Genomic DNA, 20,824 nt, shown 5'->3' on the forward strand with positions numbered 1-20,824 from the left:
GAAAAGGGAATGTTTTTGGGATCTTATCCTGGACTACCGCAGGATAAACTTTCAAGCCTGAGAAGTTCTCTTTCCAGCTCCATTAACTTTTCTTCCAAATCATCAGACTCTCCAATTTTTATCTCTTTTCCTACCAAAAGCCAACCCTTTGTAAAAGGGTAAGGTACTATTAGCCTATCCCAAGTGTTTAACCTTTTGCACTTTTCAAACTTTACACAAGCAGGAACAATCCCTGCTCCAGTTTTCTTAGCCAAAAAAACAACCCCCTCTTTGACTTTAAAGGCTGGACCTTTTGGACCATCTACGGTAATTGCTATGTTCTTACCATTTCTCAAAAGCTCTATAAGTTTCAAAATCGCAGTTCTACCTCCCTTTTCCCCCTTACCATTCTCCGTAGAACCTCTAACAGTTTCAAAACCAAGCCTTTTTAGAATACCATCCGCTATGTCCCCGTCTCTGAATCTACTTACCAATACCACAATGCCCCTATCCATACCAAACAGAGCCAAACCCAAAGCATATCCGTGCCAAAGTGCGTATATCTTTCCCCTGTCCTTTTCAAAGTCATATCGGTTTTGCCATCTTATGGTTCTTCCGATTATCCTGAGGGCGAAGGATATAAGGGGTAGTAAGATTAAAGCCAACTCTCTTACAAGCTTTTTTACCATCGCTCAAGGATACTTTCTATGTTATTCTTTATCCACCTTGCATCCAACCAATAGATAGGATTTACCTCATAGCCATGGACGATAATACCAAAGTGCAAATGATCCCCAAAGGCAAGACCTGTTTTACCCGTGTTCCCTATAACCTCTCCCTTCTTTACAAACTGACCTTCTTTTACTGAAGTGTTTGAAAGGTGTCCATAAAGACTAAAGAGTCCAAGACCATGATCTATGATAATCGTGTTGCCGTATATTCCAAGATTTCCAACAAAGACAACCACCCCATCGTTTGAAGCCAACACCGGAGCTTGCTCAACAGAAGCAAAGTCATAACCCATATGTCTGCTGTAGCTTATCTGCTTGCCCTCATAGTAATAAAACCTTTCAATTCCATAATCTGATATTACCTTACTTTTTGGAAGTTGTATAAATTCACCATTCCAGAGTTTTGACTGCTCGCTTTCTTTACATATTTGGGATATTTTCTGTATGTCTTTGTGTCTCCAATCTTCGTTGATTTTTCTGAAGGCTTCCTCAGGGCTTAAACCTTTGGCTTCTTCCCCCAAAAGTGGATAGATGACCGAATTTATAAGATCATCAGTCAGTCTAATATGCTCTTTTTTAAAGTATTTCTTCCTTACAGCAAGATTTAAGCTTTTGCTGGTTTTGTTCCCCGCTAAGTCCTGTGCGGTCAAATTTATCTCCAGCCTTTCTCCATCTAAAGGAACAGGAACCAAGGCAAAATACTGATTTTCCTTTAAAGGCGTCATGCTAACCTTAAGTCCGTTTGTCTCAAGATCTACCTTAGATCCGTCGCTTTTAACCTTTATGGCAACTGTAGAGCCTTGGCTAACATCTTGGGAATAAGAAACAACTTCCAAAGATGGTGGAGTTAAATCTATGTCCGCATCTAAGGTGTAACTCTTGGTTCTTAAAAAGCCAGAACTTACCTTGAGATTGACAACCGCTTTCCCCTCTTTAAGTCCCATAGATTTGCTATTTATCCTTACCTCTATCTTTTCCGTTCCTTGGGGAAATTTTTCCTTTAACACTAAGTAAGATTTCCCTTCTTGTTCTATTAACAGCTCCACTTCCTTTATTTTTGCATTGCTTGCCCTTAAAACATAGTTACCCTCTGCGGGTATAAGTTTCAAGGATTCTACGTTTTCAATTTCAGGTTCTGCACTAATAGACAAAAAAAGCACATAAAAGCTGATAAAAACTAAGGAGAGTATGGCCAATCTCCTTATAAGCCTTATTAACAGGGGACTTTTTCTTTCTCTGTAGGTGTAAGGTTTGTATCTATACTTCACCAAATACCTCCTGTAAAGAATACACTTTTAGCCTTTTACCGCTTTCCAAATAACACCTTATAGCCTCGAGCATTGCATATCCACCCCTCACAGTGGTTGTGTATGGGATCCCTTGCTGAACTGTAGCCCTTCTGATGTGGTAAGCATCCGTTCTTGCACGTCTGCCAGTGGGCGTGTTTATCACCGCATGCACCTCTGAATTTTTTATCATATCAACTACGTTAGGTCTTCCTTCCGAAACTTTTAACACGTGTTTTACATCAACTCCCCTTTCTTTCAAAAACTTATACGTTCCAGAAGTTGCAAGCACTTCAAATCCGAGATCAATAAAACCTTTTGCCAAATCAACTACCTTAGGCTTATCCCTATCAGCTACACTTATAAATATTCTTCCCTCCGTTGGCAATTTATTACCAGCTGCAAGCTGACTTTTGTAGTAAGCCAACCCAAATTTCTTGTCTATTCCCATAACTTCGCCGGTGCTTTTCATTTCAGGCCCCAAAACCGGATCTACTTCAGGAAACCTGTTCCACGGAAAGACCACCTCCTTGACTGTATAGTATTCCCAGTCCTTTGGTAAAAAGTCACTACAGTAATGAGCTTTGCCTTCTTTGAGCCTTTCAAAAACTTCCGGAACTAAGTCCCTTAGTTTTTTACCAATGCAAACCTTAGCTGCAAGCTTTGCCAAAGGATAGCCTATACTTTTGCTTACAAAAGGTATAGTCCTTGACGCTCTTGGATTAACCTCCAGCACATAAACCTCTCCGTTCTTTACCGCAAACTGAAGGTTGATAAGCCCCTTTGTTTTAAGAGCCTTAGCTATCAGCTTGGTTTTCTCCTTTATCTCTTGGGTTACTTCTTCTGTTAGCGTGTAAGGTGGGATGGATGCAGCGCTGTCACCAGAGTGAACACCTGCCTCTTCAATGTGTTCCATAACCGCACCTATTAGAAAGTCTTCTCCATCTCCTATGGCATCCACATCCACTTCCACGCTGTCTGATAGATACCTGTCCAAAAGTATGGGCCTTTCGTAACTCACCTCCACAGCTTCCTCAAGGTAATCCAACAGCTCTTCTTCCTCATAAACTATCCTCATGGCTCTACCACCGAGCACATAAGAAGGCCTCACAAGAAGTGGATAACCTATTTCTCTTGCACATCTTAAAGCCTCTTCTTTTGTTCTTGCGGTCCTACTTTCTGTTTGTCTAATGTTGAGCTTGTTCATCAATTCTCTGAACCTTTCCCTGTCCTCGGCTATATCTATGCTTTCCGGATCGGTGCCAAGTATAGGAATACCCAAGTTTCTCAGTGGTATGGAAAGCTTAAGTGGTGTCTGCCCACCAAACTGTATTAAAACACCGTCAGGATTTTCCTTTCTTATGACTTCCAACACATTTTCCAAAACCACTGGCTCAAAGTAGAGTTTGTTCGCTGTATCGTAATCTGTGGAAACAGTTTCTGGATTGCAATTTATCATTATGGTTTGAATACCTTCTTCCTTTAGCGCAAAGATGGCTTGCACGCATGCATAGTCAAACTCTATGCCCTGACCTATCCTGTTTGGACCGCTCCCAAGGATTAAGATCTTCATTTAAAAGTATGATTTTAACCTAACAAAGTAGAGGTCAGCTCTTCAAGCGAATCGAAGGTATAATCTGGTTCAAAGTTTGCTTTTTTGAGCTCTTCTTTTCTGTATTTACCCGTGGTCATAAACACGGTCTTTATCCATCCAAGCTTCTTTGCTCCTATCAGGTCTGTGTATATATCGTCGCTTATAAGATAAACTTCGCCCCTTTCCAACCCCTCCAAAGCATAATTCAAAAACTCCTCAGAAGGCTTTCCAAGGTTAGGAAGCTCTCCCTGGTAGTTGGTAGCATGCTTTAGCATCATAGCTATAGATCCTGCTCCTGGAAAGTAAAGTCCATCATCATCCTTTACTATCCTGCTTAGGTTTACTGGGATAATCTTTGCCCCTTCCAGAAAAACCGCAGATACTGCCAGTTTTAATTTTTGAAAATCCAAATTTCTGTCTTGGGCTATTACCACCGCCTGAACTCTGTGATCCTTCACCACTTCAAAGCCCTCTTCCTTAAGATACCTCTCCACCGACTCCATACCTATCAAAAGCAAACTTTGAACGCCAACAGACTTTAAATACATAGGTAATATTTTCAACGGTGTTAAAAAGTTTTCTTCTTTGATCCTCAAACCTTTTTCATTTAAAAGCTTTACCAATTCTGACGGTGGTCTTGTTGAGTTGTTGGAAACTATCCTGAATGGAATTTTTTCAGACTCAAGCTTTTCCAAAAACTCTTTAGCTCCATTCAAAGGGTTTAATTTTTTGTCCCCTACCAAAACACCATCAAGGTCTATAAGGAAAACCTTCATTGCTTGAAGGGTATGCTAATCCAAAGTTCATCGAAGTTTTCTCTTTCCCTCTTTATATCAACTTCGATTTTGTCTATATCAAACTGAGAGTATTTGGAAAAAACATACACTAAGTCATCTTTCAATTTTTCTACAAAATTTGGGGGAAGCCCTCTTCTTTCGTAGGAAAGGACTAAAGTAAGCCTCCTTTTTGCTTCGTCCTTGCTTTTACTACGCCTAAACCTAAAAATATAATCCAACATTACGCTTATCTCCCAAATAGTTTTTCAAAGAAGCTCCTTTTTTTTCCATGAAAAACCATAGGTACATCTTCCCCCAATATTCTCTTAGCTATATCCATAAGGGCTTTTGAAGCTGGATAATCATCCTCAAGCACAATAGGTTCCCCTCTGTTGGTATAGTCCACCATTTTTGGCTCCTCTGGGATAACGCCTATTAGTGGAGCTCTAAGGATCTCCACAACATCATCCACCGAGAGCATTTGACCTTTATCTACCGCATCCCATCTTATTCTGTTTATAATCAGTTTGTAGTCCGTTTTGCCCATATTTTCTAACATACCTATTATTCTATCCGCATCTCTTACTGAGGAAACTTCAGGATTTACCACCACCAGAGCAACATCGGCCGGGGAGGCTGCTATTTGAAAACCCCTTTCTATACCAGCTGGGGAATCTATAAATATATAGTCATACTGGTTTGATTCTTTTATCTCGTTCACAAGACTAAGCCATTTTTCTGGATCGACCGCATCTTTATTTTTTGTTTGATTGGCTGGCAAAAGCCAGACACTAAAACCCCTTTTGTCCTTCACTAAAGCCTTGTGGAAAGACACCCTTCCTTCCAAAACGTCAAGCACGTCATAAACTATCCTATTTTCTAAGCCTAGAATCATATCTAAGTTTCTAAGACCTATGTCTGCATCCATACATAGCACCTTTTTTCCCATTTTTGCAAGGGCTATAGACAAGTTAGCAGTAATGGTTGTCTTTCCAACGCCACCCTTACCAGACGTGACCACTAATACCTCAGTCATGCTTTCATACCCTTTCAAGAATTATAGCACCACCTTCCACTTTTGCAATCTCCGGATAGCCAGGGGACACTCTTTCCTCTTCGTTTGATATGGCTATCTTTCTTCCGATTCTTATTTGCTGAGGTTCCATACGCAGAGCTACTACTACTGCGCTTTCATCACCAAGGGCACCAGCCACCGCTATGCCTCTAAGAGTACCCATTACGATTATGTTCCCAGTTGCTATTATCTGTGCATCTTTATTTACGTTTCCAAGCACAAGCACATCCCCATTGTGCTCTATTTTCTGCCCAGATCTTAAATGTTTTTCTACTACGAGAAGTCTATTTACAGCTTTTTCTTCAAAAGACGCTTTTATCTTTCTTATGTTTCTTAGGCTCTTTTTAATCAGGAAATGCTCAATCTTTTTTGTTAAATCTCCGTCCCCCTCTACCAAAAAATAAGCACCTTCGGAAAGTTTGGAACTTAAAAACTTCTCCAGTCGCTCGAATACCTCTGATTCCTCCGCCCCTTGATCTACCCTTATCAATATCACAGGTAAGGTTATTCCTTTTATTTCTATCATTTTTCTTAAGCTCCGGGGGAGGGACTCGAACCCCCAACCTGGTGGTTAACAGCCACCCGCTCTGCCCGTTGAGCTACCCCGGATATAGTTAAAAATTATATCAAAATCACAAACCAAGTTCCCTCATTTTTCTCCAAAGGGTAGTCCTGTGCATTCCCAGGATTTTGGATGCAAGCGTTTTGTTTCCTCCCACTTGTTCAAGCACTTTTTTTATCCTCTCTTTTTCCTCTTCCAGATCTTCCCTCCTTTGGACATCCAACTGAAGATCCTCTAAGTTTATCAGCGTCCCCCTCGCAGTTATAACCGCCCTTTCTATAATATTTTCAAGCTCTCTGATATTTCCGTAGAAAGGATAAGAAAGTAAAGCCTTCATAGCATCGGAAGATATTCCCTTTATCTTTTTACGGTAAGCCTTTGAAAACTTCTGAATAAAGTGATTTACCAAAATGGGAACATCTTCCAACCTTTCTCTCAAAGGTGGAATGTAAATTCTTATAACACTTAGTCTGTAATATAGATCCTCTCTAAAGAGTCCTTTTTGAACTAACTCTTTAAGATTTTTGTTCGTGCTTGCTATAATTCTTACATCTACCTTACGTGGTTTTGTGTCTCCAAGTCTTTCAAACTCCTTTTCTTGAACTAAGTGAAGGATCTTTGCCTGAAGGCTCAGTGGCATATCTCCGATCTCATCCAAAAGCAGAGTTCCACCATCTGCCAGCTCTACTTTTCCAGGTTTATCCCTTACCGCACCAGTAAAAGCGCCCTTTACGTATCCAAAAAGTTCAGCTTCCAATAAGCCTTCGGGAATAGCTGCACAATTTACTTTTACAAAAGGTTTGTCTCTCCTTGGAGACATGTAATGAATATACTTAGCAAGCAAAGACTTACCAGTTCCTGTTTCTCCTTCTATGAGCACGTTTGTGGGATATTCAGCCACGCTTTGGGCTAGTTCTAAAACCTTTTGGAAAGAGGGACTTTTAAAAACTATAGTATTTTCTTCTCCAAAGTTACAGCTTAGAACTTCTTGAATAGGATATAAAGATACCACATAGCCAAAGCCAGAGCTCATTGGAGAGACAAGCACAGAAGCTTTTTGTTTTCCACAGGGAGTTTGAATATAAACGTCTGCCCTTTCGCCCTCTGGCGGAAGCTCTTCTATAGACAATTCTATCAATTCTTTCACATTCTTTCCTACCAGATTCTCCTCGTAATCTCTACACAGCATACGATGGGCTATTTTATTGTGCTCCAAAACAAAACCATCTTTATCCACCACCAATATAGCCTCTACTATGGAGTTAAGTATGGCTTCTTTGTAGGACCTTTGCCTTTCTGCCTCCACTATGCAATGAACCACGTTTGTAACATCCCTAAAGGTTTCTACCAGGTAGCCATCATCCAAAAGGCTCATGCTCCAACAAACATGCCTTTTATTCCAGATTTCTACATCATAAACCTGAAGCCCTTCTCTCTCTTCAAAAACTAAGCTTGCGGGACAGCTGTTGCATATGGAAAAAAGCCCCCTGCACTCCTCCCCTGCTTTTAGATCCTTACCTATAAGCCTTTTTGCAGACGGATTGGCATAAACTATCCTCAGATTTTTGTCTATTACCAAAACCCCCTCAAACAGGTTTTCAAAAGTTTCAAACCCCATCAATTCTCATTTTATCTCCCAATCGGTGGGAACTTTTCCCATCATCCTTAAACTATCCTCAAAAGCGGACATATATTTCATGGCAGTTATCATGGAACCTTTGAACTTTAACCTTTTTGTTAGCATAGCAGCCTTTGGCCCCATGTCTCCAGTAGCTAACTTCTTCCAATTTTCCAGATTAGCCCATAGCTCAAAGTCGTAACTCTTGCTGTCTGCCTTTCCTGCTTCCTTTGCTTCTCCGTTTTGAACTATCAGATGGACCGCATCTCCCTCTCTTCCTTCTATGTAATACTTTATGCTTGCGGAGAAGTCCTTTAGCTCATTTTTTAACTTTTCGTTTTTGTTCCATTCCTCTGCGTAAGCCTTTATCCACTGCTCCGAAAGAAATTTATACATTTTTTCCTCCTGCGAAAAAAGGGGCAGGCGCGCCCCCGAGGGATGTTTTTACTTGCCCGCTTCTTCCCTTAGCACCTTAAAGACTTCGTTGAAGGACACTTCGTCGTTGTTGACAAAGACGCCTACATTACCCACCACGCACACAGAATACTTTGGCCCAGTCAGAGCCCAACCTATAAGTGGTGTCCATTCTTGTCCGGAAAGGGCTGTCCATCCTTGAGTTTGCATTTCAGCCATCATGGTGTTTGCTGCGCACATCATCGCAGCCATTGCAGCATGCTCTTCGGATATGTTGCCCTTATAGGCAACAAGTTTGCCATCTGGGGAAAACTCCCCAGCAGCCCAAACACCTTTTATGCTCATAAGTCTGTCCAAGTTTGCCATGGCTTTACCTCCTTAAATGTATTTGGATAGCACTTCAAAGGTTTTATCAAAGTCTGCCTTGCTTAGCTCCACAAAAACTCCCACATTTCCCATTATGCAAGCTGCGTATTTGCCTCCCGCAACCGCAAAGCCATAGACTGGATAAAATCCTCCCTGTCCGGTGTAGGCGCTCCATCCCTTTGCCTGCATATTACCCATAAGCTTGTTGGCAGCGCACATCATAGCCGCAATCTCGGCAGACTTTTCATCAATTTCTCCGTAGTAAGCCAAAAGCCTACCATCATCTGAAAACTCACCCGCAGCAATGGCTCCAGGTATGGACATGAGCTCTTTCAACTTGCTAAGTGTAGCCATAGCTTACACCTCCTTTAAAGGTTTTTCACTTATCTTTATTGCAAAAAAAATGCCAAAAATTACCTTTATTGTTAGCTTGATTTTCAAAGTTTTTAGAAGGTTTTACTTTTCAAAAGTGTTGCATGATGCAACATATGATGCAACACTTGGAAATGCATCAAAAAGCACTAAAATTTATTTAGATGAGAAAATGTGTTAAGTGTGCTGAGAAAGCGGTAGTTTATCTACCCCATCACAAGTTGGCTTTGTGCAAGGCCCATTACACAGAGTGGTTTGAAAACAGAGTAAAGAAGACTATCAAAAGCTTTAAAATGTTTTCAAAGTCTGACAGAATCCTTGTAGCAGTTTCTGGTGGTAAGGATAGTCTTTCTTTGTGGCACGCCCTTTGGAAGCTTGGATATGAAGCAGATGGCCTTTACATAAACTTAGGTATAGGAGAATACTCCGAGCTTTCGGAAAGAAAAGCTAAAGCCTTTGCGGACAAAATAGGCAGAAAGCTCTATGTGATAAGTCTCAAAGAGAACATAGGGGATATACCAACTCTAAAAGAGCTTCAAAACAGACCCGCATGTTCTGTTTGTGGCACTCTAAAGAGATATTATATGAACCTTAATGCAAAAGAGCTTGGTTATTCCATAATAGCTACGGGACACAATCTGGATGATGAGTGTGCAGTGCTTATGGGCAACGTGCTTTCTTGGAACATAGAGTATTTGGTAAGACAATATCCAGTGTTGGAAGAAGGTAATGGTTTTGTTAGAAAGGTAAAACCCCTGTGTTTGATAACAGAGAAAGAGAGTGCGCTTTATGCCTTTCTCTCTGGTATAGACTTTGTAGAAGACGAGTGTCCCTATTCGGTAGGAGCATCTTCCATAAGCTATAAGCTTTTGATGTCAAAGATTGAAGAGGAAAGTCCTGGAACAAAGCTTAGATTCTACTTGGAGTTTATAAGAAAGGTAAGACCCTTGCTTAAGTTCAGGAAAGATGTTCAGTTGAAATCATGCAAAATATGTGGTGAGCCTACTACGGGTGATGTGTGTTCAGTGTGTAGATTGAGAATGAAACTAAGAACCTCTAACGTTGAAACTCAGCAAAAAGCTTGAATGTTTTGCAAAGTGTCTTAACTCTCTCTTTGGCTTTTTCTATATCCCCGCTGTTATCCACTATGTAGTCAGCCTGCTTCAGCTTTTCCTCCGGATTCATCTGGTTCCTCCATCTTCTTTCAAAATCTTCCTGCGTCATACCCCTTGCCAAAGACCTTAATTTACAGACCTCGTAGGGAGCATAAACTAAAACTACAAAATCGTACTTACCTTTACTCTTTTTTTCCAGAACAAGGGAGGCTTCTACTATTGCCACTGCGTTCTTGGGTAAGGTTTTAAAGATCTGTTCTAATTTGTTGTAAAGAGCTGAATGGGTTACTTTTTCCAAAATTAGTAGCTTTTCCTTGTCCGAAAACACTATATCCGCCAACTTCTTGGTATCTATGATACCATCTTCTAAAAGTATTCCCCTTCCAAAAATCTCCAAAATCCTTTCGTATACCTCACCTCTTTCCTTGTAAAAGTCCTTTATTATTTTGTCTGCGTCATATACATAAAAACCACAATCCTCAAAAAACTTAGCTATCGTAGATTTACCAGAACCTATGTTTCCGGTTAGGGCTACCTTCAGCATCTAAAGTATAATAACTCTATGCAAATTAAGGAGAAAAGTTATGTTCTTGCACGCATATTCATAAAAGAAAACGAAGAGTTAGAGGGTGAGCCTCTCTATTCTAAGCTTTTGAAATTTTTGAGAGAAAGAAACATAGCTGGAGCTACAGTCCTAAAGGCTTTACTTGGCTATGGCACTACTGGTGAATACCATTACGAGGGTATTGAAGTGTTGTCTTACAACCTTCCGGTGATCATAGAGTTTGTAGATGAAGAAGAAAGTGTTAGTAGTATATTAGAAGAGCTTGGCAGGTACATAAAACGTGGGCTTGTTAGTGTGGAAAGGGTGTGGGTATGGGAATCCTCTTCGCAATAGCGGTAGGTGGAGCTGTAGGATCTTTGCTTAGATATTTGCTTTCAAAGTTTTTACAAGACAAGTTTGGTATAGGTTTCCCTTTGGGCACACTGACAGTAAATTTGATCGGTTCCTTTCTTATAGGTTTTTTCTTTTCTTACCTTGTGGAGAAGCTAAGCGCTTCAAGCGAAGTTAGAGGCTTTTTCATAACTGGTCTTACTGGCGGTTTTACCACCCTATCAACCTTCACTTATGAAAGCTTTAGCCTTATAGTAAATGGGGAATACGCAAAATTTTTTCTATACTTCTTTATTACTAACTTTGTTGGAATTTTTCTTACCTTCTTGGGTTACAACCTGGGTAGGTTGTTATGAAGTGGGAAGAAGCAGTTCTGCTGAGGATATTCTTTGGAGAGGACGATAGGTGGGAAGGCAAACCTCTCTATAAATACATAACTGAGTATTGTAAAAAAGAGGGTATAGCAGGTGTTACAGTCCTCAGAGGGATATTAGGCTATGGAAAATCCTCCGTTATACGCAAAGCAGGCATCTTTAAGTTCTCTTCGGACCTGCCTATAGTGGTGGAAATCATAGACAGCGAAGATAAAATAGAAAAGATCCTTCCAGAAATAGCTAAAATGATAAAAGGTGGGCTAATAACCACGGAGAAGGTTAAAATTGCTCGCTACGGAGAGTGAAGGAAATGTTTTTCAGGCTTGGCACAAGAAAAAGTAAATTGGCCCTTTGGCAGGCAAATTTTGTAAAGGAAAAGTTAGAGTCCTTAGGGTGTAAGGTAGAACTGGTGTTGATTACAACAACAGGAGACAAGATTTTAGATTCTCCTCTGGCTAAAATAGGAGGTAAAGGGCTTTTTGTAAAGGAGATAGAGGAGGCTTTGTTGAAAGGAGAGATTGATCTTGCGGTGCATTCCCTAAAGGATGTTCCTATGGTTTTGCCAGATGGTTTAACACTTTGTGCCATAACAGAAAGAGAGAATCCTTACGACGTACTAATATCTAAGGAAGGTAAGAAGTTGGAAGAGCTTCCTCCTGGCGCAGTTGTTGGTACCTCTTCCTTAAGAAGACAAGTTCAGATAAAAAGAAAGAGAAAGGATCTCAAAGTAGAGGTTCTAAGAGGAAACGTAGATACGAGGATAAGAAAGTTGGAGGAAGGGCTATACTCTGCCATTGTGTTGGCGTATGCGGGAGTAAAAAGGATGGGTTTAGAAGCTTACATAAGTCAAGTTTTAGAGGATTTTATCCCTGCAGTCGGTCAAGGGAGCTTGGCTATAGAAACGAGGGAAGATGATCCAAAAGTTCAGAAATATGTAAAAGCCTTAGATCATTGGGAAAGTCATTTGAGAGCTATGTGCGAGAGGGCTTTCTTGAGAGAATTAGAAGGAGGCTGTCAAGTTCCCATAGGAGCCTTTTCTTGGATAGAGTCGGACAAGATATACATAAAGGGTTTTGTTTCAGACTTAAATGGAGAGAGGTTTATAGAAGGTGTGGAGGAAGGAAAAGTTGAAGAATATGTGGAAGTAGGAAAAAGGTTAGCCCAAAAGCTTTTAGCCAGCGGTGGGAGAGAGATACTGAAGGAAATTTATTAACCTTTTGTAAAGTTTATGATTGTTATAATCAGGGCTAAGAACGAAAAGCCAACAGTTATAAGCCACTGCATAAAGTTCAAACGGCGCTCAAGCGCTTCAAATCTTTGGTTAATCGCTTCAAACCTCGCTTGCATTTCCCGTTCCAAAGCTTCAAGCCTCTGGTTCATTATTTCAAACTTTCTGTCCATATCCTTTTGCAAAACTTCAAATCTTTGGTTAATTGCCTCAAACCTTGCTTGCATTTCCCGCTCCAAAGCTTCAAACCTCTGGCTTACTGCCTCAAACCTTTTATCCACTTCTCTTAGCGTGGTGGAGAACCTATTTTCTTCTATAACTCTCAAAGCCTTTAGTTCTTCTTCAAGTCTTATAAGTCTCTCAAGCAGAGGTATAGCTTTTATTTCCTTTTCTTTCTCCTGAAAATATTCAGCCAGAACTTCTGGTAGGATCAGTAGGAGCATTTTTTTTAACTCTTCTTGTGAATACTGAGTTTCCATAAAGAAAAAGTTAAGGGTGTCTTACAATTTGGTCAAGAAAAAGTGAAGCAGGTTACCTTAACATAGCTTGACAGAAAAAATTTTTATGTTATATTATCTACTTAGAAAGCTTAAGAAGTTGGGGTTTTTAAGGGGTTATAAACTCCCTCCCCCTCCCTCCCTCCCCAAATTTGTTTGCCCTACCGCCCGGTAGGGCCTTTTTAGAAGATATGAAAATAGGGCCCTTTAAAGAGGCAAAATTTCTCAGAAGAATAAACAGGTTCGTTGGGGAGGTGTTAGTAGATGAAAAACCTTTACTTGCACACATAAGAAATACCGGACGATTAACCGAACTTCTAAAACCTGGTAAGAAGGTATTTCTGCGTGAAAAGAACTCTGGTAAGTATAGTTTTGAAGTCTTTTTGGTGCAAGAGGAACACTCTCTTGTGTGCATAGATTCAACCATTACACCTAAGCTCTATGCAGAGTTTCTTGATATTCCTGTTAAATTTGAACCTACCTTTGGCAATCAACGATTTGATTTGATGTATTCATCCACTGTAGTAGAAACAAAATCTGTTAATTTAGTGGAAGATGGTATCGCACTGTTTCCGGACGCACCAACGGAAAGAGGAACAAAACATGTCTATAAGCTTATAGAGATTTCTAAAACAGGACTAAAACCTGAGCTTGTCTTTGTAGTGCAAAGGGAGGATGCTAAGGTATTCTCTCCCAACTATAGGGTAGACAGAAAATTTTCAGAGGCTGTTAGGTTATTTGCACGGATGGGTTTTCCGGTGAAGGCTTTCCTTTGTAAAGTAAGCTTGAGTGAAATCATGATCTACAAAGAAGTAGATGTTATATTTTTAGAATATGGCTAAGATAATTGTTGCACCGCACGCTGGGTTTTGTTTTGGAGTGAAAAGAGCCATAAGCATCGCAGAAAAAGTTTCAAGGGAAAACAAAGGTAAAAGAATATGGACTATTGGTCCTTTAATCCACAATCCACAGGAGGTTGAAAGGTTGAGAAAGGAAGGGGTGGAGGTGTTGGAAACAGAAGAAAATCTAAGTGCTGGTGATACTGTAATAATACGTTCTCACGGAATTCCCCCTGATAAAGAAATAGAATACGTTAAGAAGGGTTTAAAGGTTGTGGATGCTACATGCCCTTATGTGAAGGCGGTTCATCAAGCTGTAGAAAAGCTTGTGGAAGAAGGCTATTTTGTTGTTTTGTTGGGAGAGAAAAACCATCCAGAGGTTATAGGCACGTTGGGTTATCTAAAGAAGGCAGGTGGAGAGGGTATTGTAGTAGAAACAAAAGAGGATTTGGAGAAAGTTAAGCATTTAGAAAAAATAGGTATAGTCGCACAGACTACTCAGAATGAGCAGTTTTTCAAGGAAGTGGTTGGTGAGTTAGCCCTTTGGGCAAAGGAACTTAAAGTTATAAACACCATATGTAACGCTACATCGGAAAGACAGGAGGATGTTTATGAGCTGGCACCAAAGGTAGATGTAATGATCATAGTTGGTGGGAAAAACAGTGGAAATACGAGGAGGTTGTACGAGATATCCCGCTCTTTGAACCCACGTAGTTATCATGTAGAGACCGCTCAGGAGTTGGAGGAAGCTTGGTTTTCCGGTGTAGAAAAGGTAGGCATAACCGCAGGTGCATCAACTCCAGACTGGATAATAGAAGAGGTCGTAAAAAGGATAGAGGAAATCCTAAGATGAGAATACTGATGATAGACAACTATGATTCTTTTACTTATAACTTGGTTCAGTATTTTCAAATACTTGGTGCTGAGGTCTTTGTTAAAAGGAATGATGAAATAGGGCTTGACCAAATAAGGGATATGAAGCCAGAGGCAATAGTTATCTCCCCAGGACCTTGCACACCAAAGGAAGCGGGTATATCTGTGGAAGTGATTAGAGAGTTTTATAAGGATTATCCGATACTTGGCGTATGTTTGGGACATCAGTCCATAGGCTATGCCTTTGGAGCAGAGATAGTAAGAGCCAAAAGGTTGATGCACGGCAAAACATCCCTGATAAGCCACACAGGAGAGGGAATATTCTCAGGACTACCCAATCCATTTACCGCAGTTAGGTATCATTCTTTAGTAATAGACCCAAACACTTTACCACCTTTTCTAAAAGTAACCGCTTGGTCTGAAGACGGAGAGGTAATGGGTGTGCAACACACAGAGTATCCAGTTTTTGGTGTGCAGTTTCATCCAGAATCTATACTTTCTGAAGCAGGCTTAGACCTTTTAAAGAATTTTCTCCTCATTGCCCAAGGGAATCGTCTATCCATTTAAGATAGTCTTCATTTCCTCCCACTATAGGCATGGCTATTATTTCTGGAACCGTGTAGGGGTGGATCTTTTTAACTTCAACTATCAGCTTTTCAAACTTCTCTACAGAAGTCTTTATAATCAAAAGACTCTCTTTGTCCTTCTCTATATTTCCCTTCCACCAGTAAACCGAACTTACCTCTGATACCACATTTACACAGGCACCTAGCTTTTGCTCTACTATGTAGTTTGCTATATCCCATCCCCTGTCTTTGGGAGCGGTTATGAAAACTACCAAATACCTCCATTCCATAGAATGGAATTATAAACTATCCAATACGTCAGGTAAGAAATTAACCAAGCACATAGCTTTTTCTGAAACCGCTATAACCAATGGCATACCCATAAAGGTAAGCCAAAAGCGTTATACCTTTCCTCCACCTGCTGATGTAATTGAAAAGGATATTACAAGTCCCTGCCCTCCAAAGGGCTTTCTAACAAGAAAACTTGCATTTTTCTTAATTTTTCACCCGACGTATTTAAAATAATACACTATGACACTAACGCTTTTGCTTGTCATTCCCCTTTTAGTTTTTGCTCAGACCTTTGAAAGCTTAGAAAAGAAACTTCAGGAAATAAGGGTGCTAAAAGCTTCCTTTGTCCAAAGGGTTAAGTATCCTTGGTATCCAAAGCAGGAACTTTCTAAAGGTTTCTTTTATGCCCAAAGGGGAGGAAAGTTTAGACTTGAATACGAACAACCAGAAAAGACCATCATAGTATCCGATGGCAGACAAATAATCCTGTACTCTCCTTCGGAAAAAAGCGCCATAATAGACCACATAGACAGGAACCAATCTGCGGTGATTGAGTCGCTTCTTTTGATCTCCAAACCGTTGAGTGAGGTGTTTGACCTTGTGGGAGAGATGGAAAGGGAAGGAAAGAGGTTTTTGGTATTAAAGCCAAAAGCCAAAGACGAGTTTTTTCACAGGGTTTTGGTAAGTGTGGGCCAAGATGGAATGCCAAAGATCATAAGGGTTGAGGAAAAAGATGGGACCACCACCGAGATAGAACTCATAGACATCAGCGCAAACTTTACACCCTCAAGCGGTCTGTTTAAAATACATCTTCCAGCTGACACCAAGGTAAAAAGAGTTTTCTAAATTATGGTAAGCATAGAGAAGGCAAACAGTGAAAGCATAGAAGAATTAGCTCGCATATACTTAGAAGGCTACAAGGGCTTAGAAGAATATGCTTACACGCACATAGAAGATGTTTTAGCCTATCTTAACTGGCTTTTCAGAAGGGATGTCGCAGGCATATTTGTTGCCATTTTGGATGGTAAAAAGGTGGGGTTCATAGCAAGCGACGGAAACTGGTTTAGCAAGAGGGAAGGTAAGGTGGTGGGTGCCATACACGAATTGGTAGTCTTGCCAGAATACAGAGGAATAGGTGTAGGAAAAAAGCTTTTGGAAAGAGCCATTCAATACTTCAAGGAAAGGGGCTTAGATACCGTAGAGCTGTGGGTGGGAGACAAAAATTCGTGGGCTTTAGAGTTTTACAAAAAACATGGTTTTGTAGAAAAGGACAGGTTCAACTATTGGATAAGAATGACAAAAGCTCTAAAAGATGAGGCTGGTAGTTAAGATAGGGTCAAACCTGATACAGACCCAAGAAGGAGATATAGACCTAAACCTTATAGCCAAACTGGGCAGAGAGATAAAAAGGCTAAAGTCTGCTGGAGATCAGGTGATTTTGGTGTCCTCCGGAGCGGTTCTGTGCGGTTTGAAAAAGCTAAACCTACAAGAAAGACCAAAAAGCTTGGTGGAAAAGCAAGCCCTTGCGGGCATAGGCCAAGCTTACCTTATGCACCTTTACGACATGGTCTTTTCAAACTACAAGCTGGTGCCCGCTCAGGTGCTTCTAACTTCTGATGTGTTCAGAGATAAAACGAAGTTTGATAACGCAAAGAATGCTTTGGAAAAGCTGTTAGAAATAGGTGCGGTGCCCATAATAAATGAGAACGACACAGTGGGCGTGGAAGAATTGCTCTTTGGAGACAATGACTTTTTGGCAGTGCATACCGCCTTTATGCTTCAGGCAGATATGCTGGTGATCCTATCTACCGCTGGAGGGCTGAGGGACGACGAGGATAATATAGTGCCAATTGTGGAGGACGTAGATTCTGCTTTCAGATGGGTAAAGGGGGTTAATTCCACATATGGTACAGGTGGAATGTTGAGCAAACTCACCGCCACAAAGATTGCAGTTAGCCTTGGCATACCTGTAGTCATAACCGGAAAGGAAGACTCACTGGAGAGCGTAAAAGAAGGAAAAACTATGGGGACCTTTTTTAAACCTTCAAAGCCCTTAAAGCAAAGTAAAAGAATGCTTGCTATGATGGAAGAACCAAAGGGGGTGTTATACATAGACGAAGGGGCATACAGAGCGCTAAAGGATGGGAAAAGCCTTCTTCCTGCGGGCATAAAAAGGGTAGAGGGAAGTTTTAACAGGGGACAGGTGGTGGTTCTTTACACGCAGGATGGCTTGCTTGCGGGAAAGGGAAAAACAAACTTCTCTTCCGAAGAGTTAAAAAAGGTCTTAGGGAAGAAAGGGGAGGAGGTCAAGAGAATTTTAAAAACAAACAAAGAAGAGGCTATTCACAGAGACAATCTGGTGGTCTTTTAGAAGATTTTCAAAGCAGAATTTCTAAAAGTCTTGCCAGTTCTAAATCTTCCGGATAGGTTATCTTTATGTTTGTTATCTCTCCCATTACTACACCTACCTTATAGCCATATCTTTCCAACAGCATGGCATCATCGGTAGCGTAAAAGCCCTCGGCCCGAGATCTAAAATGGCACTCCAGTAGAACCTTTCTTATAAAAGCCTGAGGTGTTTGTGAATGCCAAAGGCCAGCTCTATCTACAGTTTTGATAACTATGCCTTCTGAAACTTGCTTTAAAGTGTCTCTGACAGGAATGGCACATATTTTACCTTCAAACTGGCCAAGGTCTGAAACTTTCAAAAACAGCTCTTTGCTTGCAAAAGGGCGAGCACAGTCGTGTATGACCACTATGTCTGCCTCTGCACTCAAAAGCCCTTCAAACACCGAATCCTGCCTTTCTTTTCCACCGCAGACCTTTTTAACTTTACCGGGAACCTTCACTTTTTCCACATCCTCTTCCGGAAGCACAAGGATCACCTCCTCAAAAAGGTCAATAACCTTTTCCAAGGAGTGTGCATAAAGGGGTTTTCCCTTTAGCTGTAGGTATTGCTTTTTAAACCCAAGCCTTTTGCCTTCTCCACCCGCAAGGAGGATTACACCCTTTCTCATACTAAATTCAAAAGCTCTCTGAGTTTTTTTATCTCGTCTCTGAGCTTTGCTGCCTTTTCAAATTCCCACCTCTTGGCACACTCCCACATTTCTTTTTCCAACTTGTTTATCTTTTCCACCAAATCCTCTTCAGTTTTGATATCCTTTGGAAGTTTCATAGGTAATTTTACATAATCAAGTTCTTCTATTGCCAAAAGCTCTTTGACAGGCTTTACTATGCTTTTTGGAGTTATACCGTGTTTTCTGTTGTATTCTTCCTGAAGTTTTCTCCTTCTGTTTGTTTCCTCTATTGCCCTTTGCATAGATGGGGTTATGCGGTCTGCGTAAAGTATGGCTTTTCCGTTGATGTTCCTTGCAGCCCTTCCTATCATTTGAATTAAAGAAGTATAGCTTCTTAGAAAACCCTCTTTGTCTGCGTCCAATATTGCGACCAAAGAAACCTCTGGCAAGTCAAGCCCTTCCCTGAGAAGATTTACACCAACTACAACGTCAATACTTCCTTCCCTTAACTCTTTGACGATCTTTGCTCTTTCTATGGCGTCCAAGTCCGAGTGCATATACTTTGCCTTTATGTTCCTTTCGTGAAGGTATTCGGAGATTTCTTCCGCAAGCCTTTTGGTGGTAGTAAGCACCAAAGCCCTCTCTTTTCTTTTCTTCCTTTCCTGTATCTCTTTTACCAAGTTCTCCAACTGTCCCCTTGTGGGACGCACCTCCACCTCTGGGTCCAAAAGTCCGGTGGGTCTTACTATTTGCTCTACCACAACCCCTTTACTTCTTTCAAGCTCCCACTCTCCCGGAGTGGCAGAGACGTATATAACTTGGTTTATCCTCTCTAAGAACTCTTCAAACTTTAGTGGTCTGTTGTCCAAGGCAGATGGAAGTCTCCAACCGTATTCTACTAACTTTTCCTTCCTTGACCTGTCTCCGTTATACATTGCCCTTATTTGAGGAACTGTCACATGGGACTCGTCTATTATTATCAAAAAGTCTTCCGGAAAGTAGTCAAGTAAGGTATATGGAGGTTCTCCGGGAGCTCTACCTTCAAAGTATCTTGAATAGTTTTCTATGCCCTTACAGTGTCCAAACTCCCTTATCATCTCAATGTCGTGCATGGTTCTTTGATAAAGCCTTTGGGCTTCTACTTCCCTCCCTTGAGATTTAAACCACTTTACTCGCTCGTGCAGGTCCCTTTCAATCTGCTCAAGGGCAAATTCTATAATATCCCTCGGAGCTATGTAGTGGGATGCAGGAAAAAGAACAACCTTCTGAAGGTCTTTGAGCTTATGCCTGTTAAAGGCATCCATGAGAGTTATGCTTTCTATCTCGTCGTCCCAAAACTCCACCCTAACTATCTGGTCTTCCAAGTCCGAAGGTATGATCTCCAAAGCTCCACCCCTTATGGAAAAGGTTGCCCTTTTTATAGAATAGTCGTTCCTTTCGTAGCCAATTTCCACAAGCATTCTTGCAAGCTTTGTTTGACTGATCTTTTTACCAACCTCTAAGGGTATTCTCAAAGAGTAGTATGCGCTGGGAGAGCCAAGACCGTATATACACGAGACAGAAGCTACAACTATCACATCCCTTCTTTCCAAAACCGATATGGTAGCAGAGTGTCTGTATCTTTCCAAGATTTCGTTTATGGATGCGTCCTTTTCTATGTAGAGGTCTTTTTCTGGTATGTATGCCTCCGGTTGGTAGTAATCGTAGTAGGATATAAAGTATTCCACCGCATTGTTGGGAAACAGCTCCTTTAATTCTCTGTATAGCTGAGCTGCAAGGATTTTGTTGTGGGCTATTATAAGGGTGGGCTTTCCGTATTTGGCTATAACGTTGGCTATGGTAAAGGTCTTTCCTGTGCCGGTTGCACCCAAAAGCACCTGTTCTTTTACACCCTGTAGTAGGTTATCCAAAAGTTTTTCTATCGCCTTTGGCTGGTCTCCCGCAGGCTTTAGAGAGGTTTGCAGTTTAAAGACACTTAACTCTTTAACAGGCCTATCCATATTATCTTAAAATTAATGCATACTCACTCATACGTCGGGTGAGAAATTAAGAAAAATGCAAGTTTTCTTGTTAGAAAGCCCTTTGGAGGGCAGGGACTTATAATATCCCTAAACCCTACCAAAGGAGGAGCAAAAATGAATTATCTTTCTAATCTATTCCAACAAATCCAACAGACAATACCTATTTACTGCCCAACTGTCTTATCTACAAAAGTAGGAAGAACTCCTAAAGTGTCTGACGTGCAACTCTGCGCACTCTATATACTTTCCTACATCACCAACATCCCAGTGCTTAATCTCGCAAAAACACTTATTGACTCTTCCATACAATCTTGGCATCTATTCAGAAAAGAAAG

27 protein-coding genes, 1 tRNA gene and 1 pseudogene are annotated in these 20,824 nt (G+C 40.9%); 12 read left to right on the forward strand and 17 right to left on the reverse strand.

Features of this window, described 5'->3' with window-relative positions; genetic code table 11:
- Positions 1 to 23 precede the first annotated feature (23 nt).
- From K217_RS0105265 to K217_RS0105320, 12 genes are all read right to left on the reverse strand, one after another.
- The gene (locus K217_RS0105265) at positions 24 to 668 is read right to left on the reverse strand and encodes a lysophospholipid acyltransferase family protein (protein ID WP_029552084.1); all 645 of its coding nucleotides are present in this window, start codon (positions 666 to 668) and stop codon (positions 24 to 26) included.
- On the reverse strand, positions 662 to 1,978 hold the full coding sequence (locus tag K217_RS0105270) for a M23 family metallopeptidase (RefSeq protein ID WP_052178091.1): 1,317 nt from the start codon (positions 1,976 to 1,978) through the stop codon (positions 662 to 664). Before K217_RS0105270 ends, K217_RS0105265 begins: the two co-directional genes overlap by 7 nt.
- Positions 1,968 to 3,569: a carbamoyl-phosphate synthase large subunit gene (gene carB, locus K217_RS0105275; protein WP_038028121.1), complete on the reverse strand. Its 1,602-nt coding sequence runs from the start codon at positions 3,567 to 3,569 to the stop codon at positions 1,968 to 1,970. Before carB ends, K217_RS0105270 begins: the two co-directional genes overlap by 11 nt.
- Positions 3,570 to 3,583: 14 nt before the next feature.
- Positions 3,584 to 4,366: an HAD-IIA family hydrolase gene (locus K217_RS0105280; protein ID WP_029552087.1), complete on the reverse strand. Its 783-nt coding sequence runs from the start codon at positions 4,364 to 4,366 to the stop codon at positions 3,584 to 3,586.
- Positions 4,363 to 4,608 carry a cell division topological specificity factor MinE gene (minE, locus tag K217_RS0105285; RefSeq protein WP_029552088.1) on the reverse strand — a complete coding sequence of 82 codons (246 nt, stop codon included), beginning with the start codon at positions 4,606 to 4,608 and terminating at the stop codon, positions 4,363 to 4,365. Before minE ends, K217_RS0105280 begins: the two co-directional genes overlap by 4 nt.
- 5 nt (positions 4,609 to 4,613) lie before the next feature.
- Positions 4,614 to 5,402 (reverse strand): septum site-determining protein MinD, encoded by a 789-nt coding sequence (minD, locus tag K217_RS0105290; RefSeq protein ID WP_029552089.1) that lies wholly within the window; start codon positions 5,400 to 5,402, stop codon positions 4,614 to 4,616.
- 4 nt (positions 5,403 to 5,406) lie between these two features.
- On the reverse strand, positions 5,407 to 5,967 hold the full coding sequence (gene minC, locus K217_RS0105295) for a septum site-determining protein MinC (protein WP_029552090.1): 561 nt from the start codon (positions 5,965 to 5,967) through the stop codon (positions 5,407 to 5,409).
- A gap of 10 nt (positions 5,968 to 5,977) precedes the next feature.
- Positions 5,978 to 6,050 (reverse strand) — tRNA-Asn (locus K217_RS0105300).
- A 23-nt stretch (positions 6,051 to 6,073) separates the two neighbouring features.
- Complete coding sequence (locus tag K217_RS0105305; protein WP_029552091.1) at positions 6,074 to 7,621, reverse strand: sigma-54-dependent Fis family transcriptional regulator; 1,548 nt, start codon at positions 7,619 to 7,621, stop codon at positions 6,074 to 6,076.
- Between the two features lie 6 nt (positions 7,622 to 7,627).
- Positions 7,628 to 8,017: an SCP2 sterol-binding domain-containing protein gene (locus K217_RS0105310; protein ID WP_029552092.1), complete on the reverse strand. Its 390-nt coding sequence runs from the start codon at positions 8,015 to 8,017 to the stop codon at positions 7,628 to 7,630.
- Between the two features lie 48 nt (positions 8,018 to 8,065).
- Entirely contained in the window at positions 8,066 to 8,401 is a 336-nt protein-coding gene (locus K217_RS0105315; RefSeq protein ID WP_029552093.1) for a DUF2173 family protein, read from the reverse strand.
- A 12-nt stretch (positions 8,402 to 8,413) separates the two neighbouring features.
- Positions 8,414 to 8,755, reverse strand: coding sequence for a DUF2173 family protein (locus K217_RS0105320; RefSeq protein WP_029552094.1), 342 nt, complete (start codon positions 8,753 to 8,755; stop codon positions 8,414 to 8,416).
- A 182-nt stretch (positions 8,756 to 8,937) separates the two neighbouring features.
- Between K217_RS0105320 and K217_RS0105330 the strand changes: the two genes are divergently transcribed.
- Positions 8,938 to 9,858: a TIGR00269 family protein gene (locus K217_RS0105330; protein WP_029552096.1), complete on the forward strand. Its 921-nt coding sequence runs from the start codon at positions 8,938 to 8,940 to the stop codon at positions 9,856 to 9,858.
- Here the strand turns inward: K217_RS0105330 and coaE are convergent.
- A complete protein-coding gene (gene coaE, locus K217_RS0105335) occupies positions 9,830 to 10,432 on the reverse strand; it encodes a dephospho-CoA kinase (RefSeq protein WP_029552097.1) in 603 nt (200 codons plus the stop codon). The genes K217_RS0105330 and coaE overlap by 29 nt on opposite strands.
- Positions 10,433 to 10,450: 18 nt before the next feature.
- On the opposite strand from coaE, the gene K217_RS0105340 reads away from it, so the two are divergent.
- The 4 genes from K217_RS0105340 to hemC are packed head-to-tail and all read left to right on the forward strand — an operon-like array spanning position 10,451 to position 12,370.
- Positions 10,451 to 10,786, forward strand: coding sequence for a DUF190 domain-containing protein (locus K217_RS0105340; RefSeq protein WP_029552098.1), 336 nt, complete (start codon positions 10,451 to 10,453; stop codon positions 10,784 to 10,786).
- Entirely contained in the window at positions 10,765 to 11,139 is a 375-nt protein-coding gene (gene crcB, locus K217_RS0105345) for a fluoride efflux transporter CrcB (RefSeq protein ID WP_029552099.1), read from the forward strand. Before K217_RS0105340 ends, crcB begins: the two co-directional genes overlap by 22 nt.
- On the forward strand, positions 11,136 to 11,462 hold the full coding sequence (locus K217_RS0105350) for a DUF190 domain-containing protein (protein ID WP_029552100.1): 327 nt from the start codon (positions 11,136 to 11,138) through the stop codon (positions 11,460 to 11,462). Before crcB ends, K217_RS0105350 begins: the two co-directional genes overlap by 4 nt.
- Positions 11,463 to 11,467: 5 nt before the next feature.
- On the forward strand, positions 11,468 to 12,370 hold the full coding sequence (hemC, locus tag K217_RS0105355) for a hydroxymethylbilane synthase (RefSeq protein ID WP_029552101.1): 903 nt from the start codon (positions 11,468 to 11,470) through the stop codon (positions 12,368 to 12,370).
- On the opposite strand, the gene K217_RS0105360 is transcribed toward hemC, so the two are convergent.
- Positions 12,367 to 12,828 carry a coiled-coil domain-containing protein gene (locus tag K217_RS0105360; protein ID WP_029552102.1) on the reverse strand — a complete coding sequence of 154 codons (462 nt, stop codon included), beginning with the start codon at positions 12,826 to 12,828 and terminating at the stop codon, positions 12,367 to 12,369. The two genes, hemC and K217_RS0105360, sit on opposite strands and share 4 nt — an antisense overlap.
- 245 nt (positions 12,829 to 13,073) lie before the next feature.
- Between K217_RS0105360 and sfsA the strand changes: the two genes are divergently transcribed.
- The 3 genes from sfsA to K217_RS0105375 are packed head-to-tail and all read left to right on the forward strand — an operon-like array spanning position 13,074 to position 15,161.
- Positions 13,074 to 13,724 carry a DNA/RNA nuclease SfsA gene (gene sfsA / locus K217_RS0105365; RefSeq protein WP_029552103.1) on the forward strand — a complete coding sequence of 217 codons (651 nt, stop codon included), beginning with the start codon at positions 13,074 to 13,076 and terminating at the stop codon, positions 13,722 to 13,724.
- Complete coding sequence (ispH, locus tag K217_RS0105370) at positions 13,717 to 14,574, forward strand: 4-hydroxy-3-methylbut-2-enyl diphosphate reductase (protein WP_029552104.1); 858 nt, start codon at positions 13,717 to 13,719, stop codon at positions 14,572 to 14,574. The genes sfsA and ispH overlap by 8 nt, the downstream gene beginning before the upstream one ends.
- Complete coding sequence (locus K217_RS0105375; protein ID WP_029552105.1) at positions 14,571 to 15,161, forward strand: anthranilate synthase component II; 591 nt, start codon at positions 14,571 to 14,573, stop codon at positions 15,159 to 15,161. The genes ispH and K217_RS0105375 overlap by 4 nt, the downstream gene beginning before the upstream one ends.
- Here the strand turns inward: K217_RS0105375 and cutA are convergent.
- The gene (gene cutA, locus K217_RS0105380) at positions 15,130 to 15,450 is read right to left on the reverse strand and encodes a divalent-cation tolerance protein CutA (RefSeq protein WP_029552106.1); all 321 of its coding nucleotides are present in this window, start codon (positions 15,448 to 15,450) and stop codon (positions 15,130 to 15,132) included. The two genes, K217_RS0105375 and cutA, sit on opposite strands and share 32 nt — an antisense overlap.
- Before the next feature lie 241 nt (positions 15,451 to 15,691).
- On the opposite strand from cutA, the gene lolA reads away from it, so the two are divergent.
- Genes lolA through proB form a run of 3 tightly spaced genes read left to right on the forward strand, consistent with a single transcriptional unit; the run spans position 15,692 to position 17,822 of the window.
- Positions 15,692 to 16,297: an outer membrane lipoprotein periplasmic chaperone LolA gene (gene lolA, locus K217_RS0105385; protein WP_029552107.1), complete on the forward strand. Its 606-nt coding sequence runs from the start codon at positions 15,692 to 15,694 to the stop codon at positions 16,295 to 16,297.
- A gap of 3 nt (positions 16,298 to 16,300) precedes the next feature.
- Positions 16,301 to 16,780, forward strand: coding sequence for a GNAT family N-acetyltransferase (locus K217_RS0105390; protein ID WP_029552108.1), 480 nt, complete (start codon positions 16,301 to 16,303; stop codon positions 16,778 to 16,780).
- A complete protein-coding gene (gene proB / locus K217_RS0105395; RefSeq protein WP_029552109.1) occupies positions 16,764 to 17,822 on the forward strand; it encodes a glutamate 5-kinase in 1,059 nt (352 codons plus the stop codon). Before K217_RS0105390 ends, proB begins: the two co-directional genes overlap by 17 nt.
- Before the next feature lie 7 nt (positions 17,823 to 17,829).
- On the opposite strand, the gene ispD is transcribed toward proB, so the two are convergent.
- Both ispD and uvrB read right to left on the reverse strand, forming a co-directional pair.
- Positions 17,830 to 18,468, reverse strand: coding sequence for a 2-C-methyl-D-erythritol 4-phosphate cytidylyltransferase (gene ispD / locus K217_RS0105400; RefSeq protein WP_029552110.1), 639 nt, complete (start codon positions 18,466 to 18,468; stop codon positions 17,830 to 17,832).
- Entirely contained in the window at positions 18,465 to 20,468 is a 2,004-nt protein-coding gene (uvrB, locus tag K217_RS0105405; RefSeq protein ID WP_029552111.1) for an excinuclease ABC subunit UvrB, read from the reverse strand. Before uvrB ends, ispD begins: the two co-directional genes overlap by 4 nt.
- A gap of 135 nt (positions 20,469 to 20,603) precedes the next feature.
- Here uvrB and K217_RS07840 point away from each other — a divergent pair.
- Positions 20,604 to 20,824, forward strand: a pseudogene (locus K217_RS07840) (hypothetical protein); the annotation flags it as partial.

The sequence above is a fragment of the Thermocrinis jamiesonii genome, from assembly GCF_000702425.1.
Classification (GTDB): domain Bacteria; phylum Aquificota; class Aquificia; order Aquificales; family Aquificaceae; genus Thermocrinis; species Thermocrinis jamiesonii.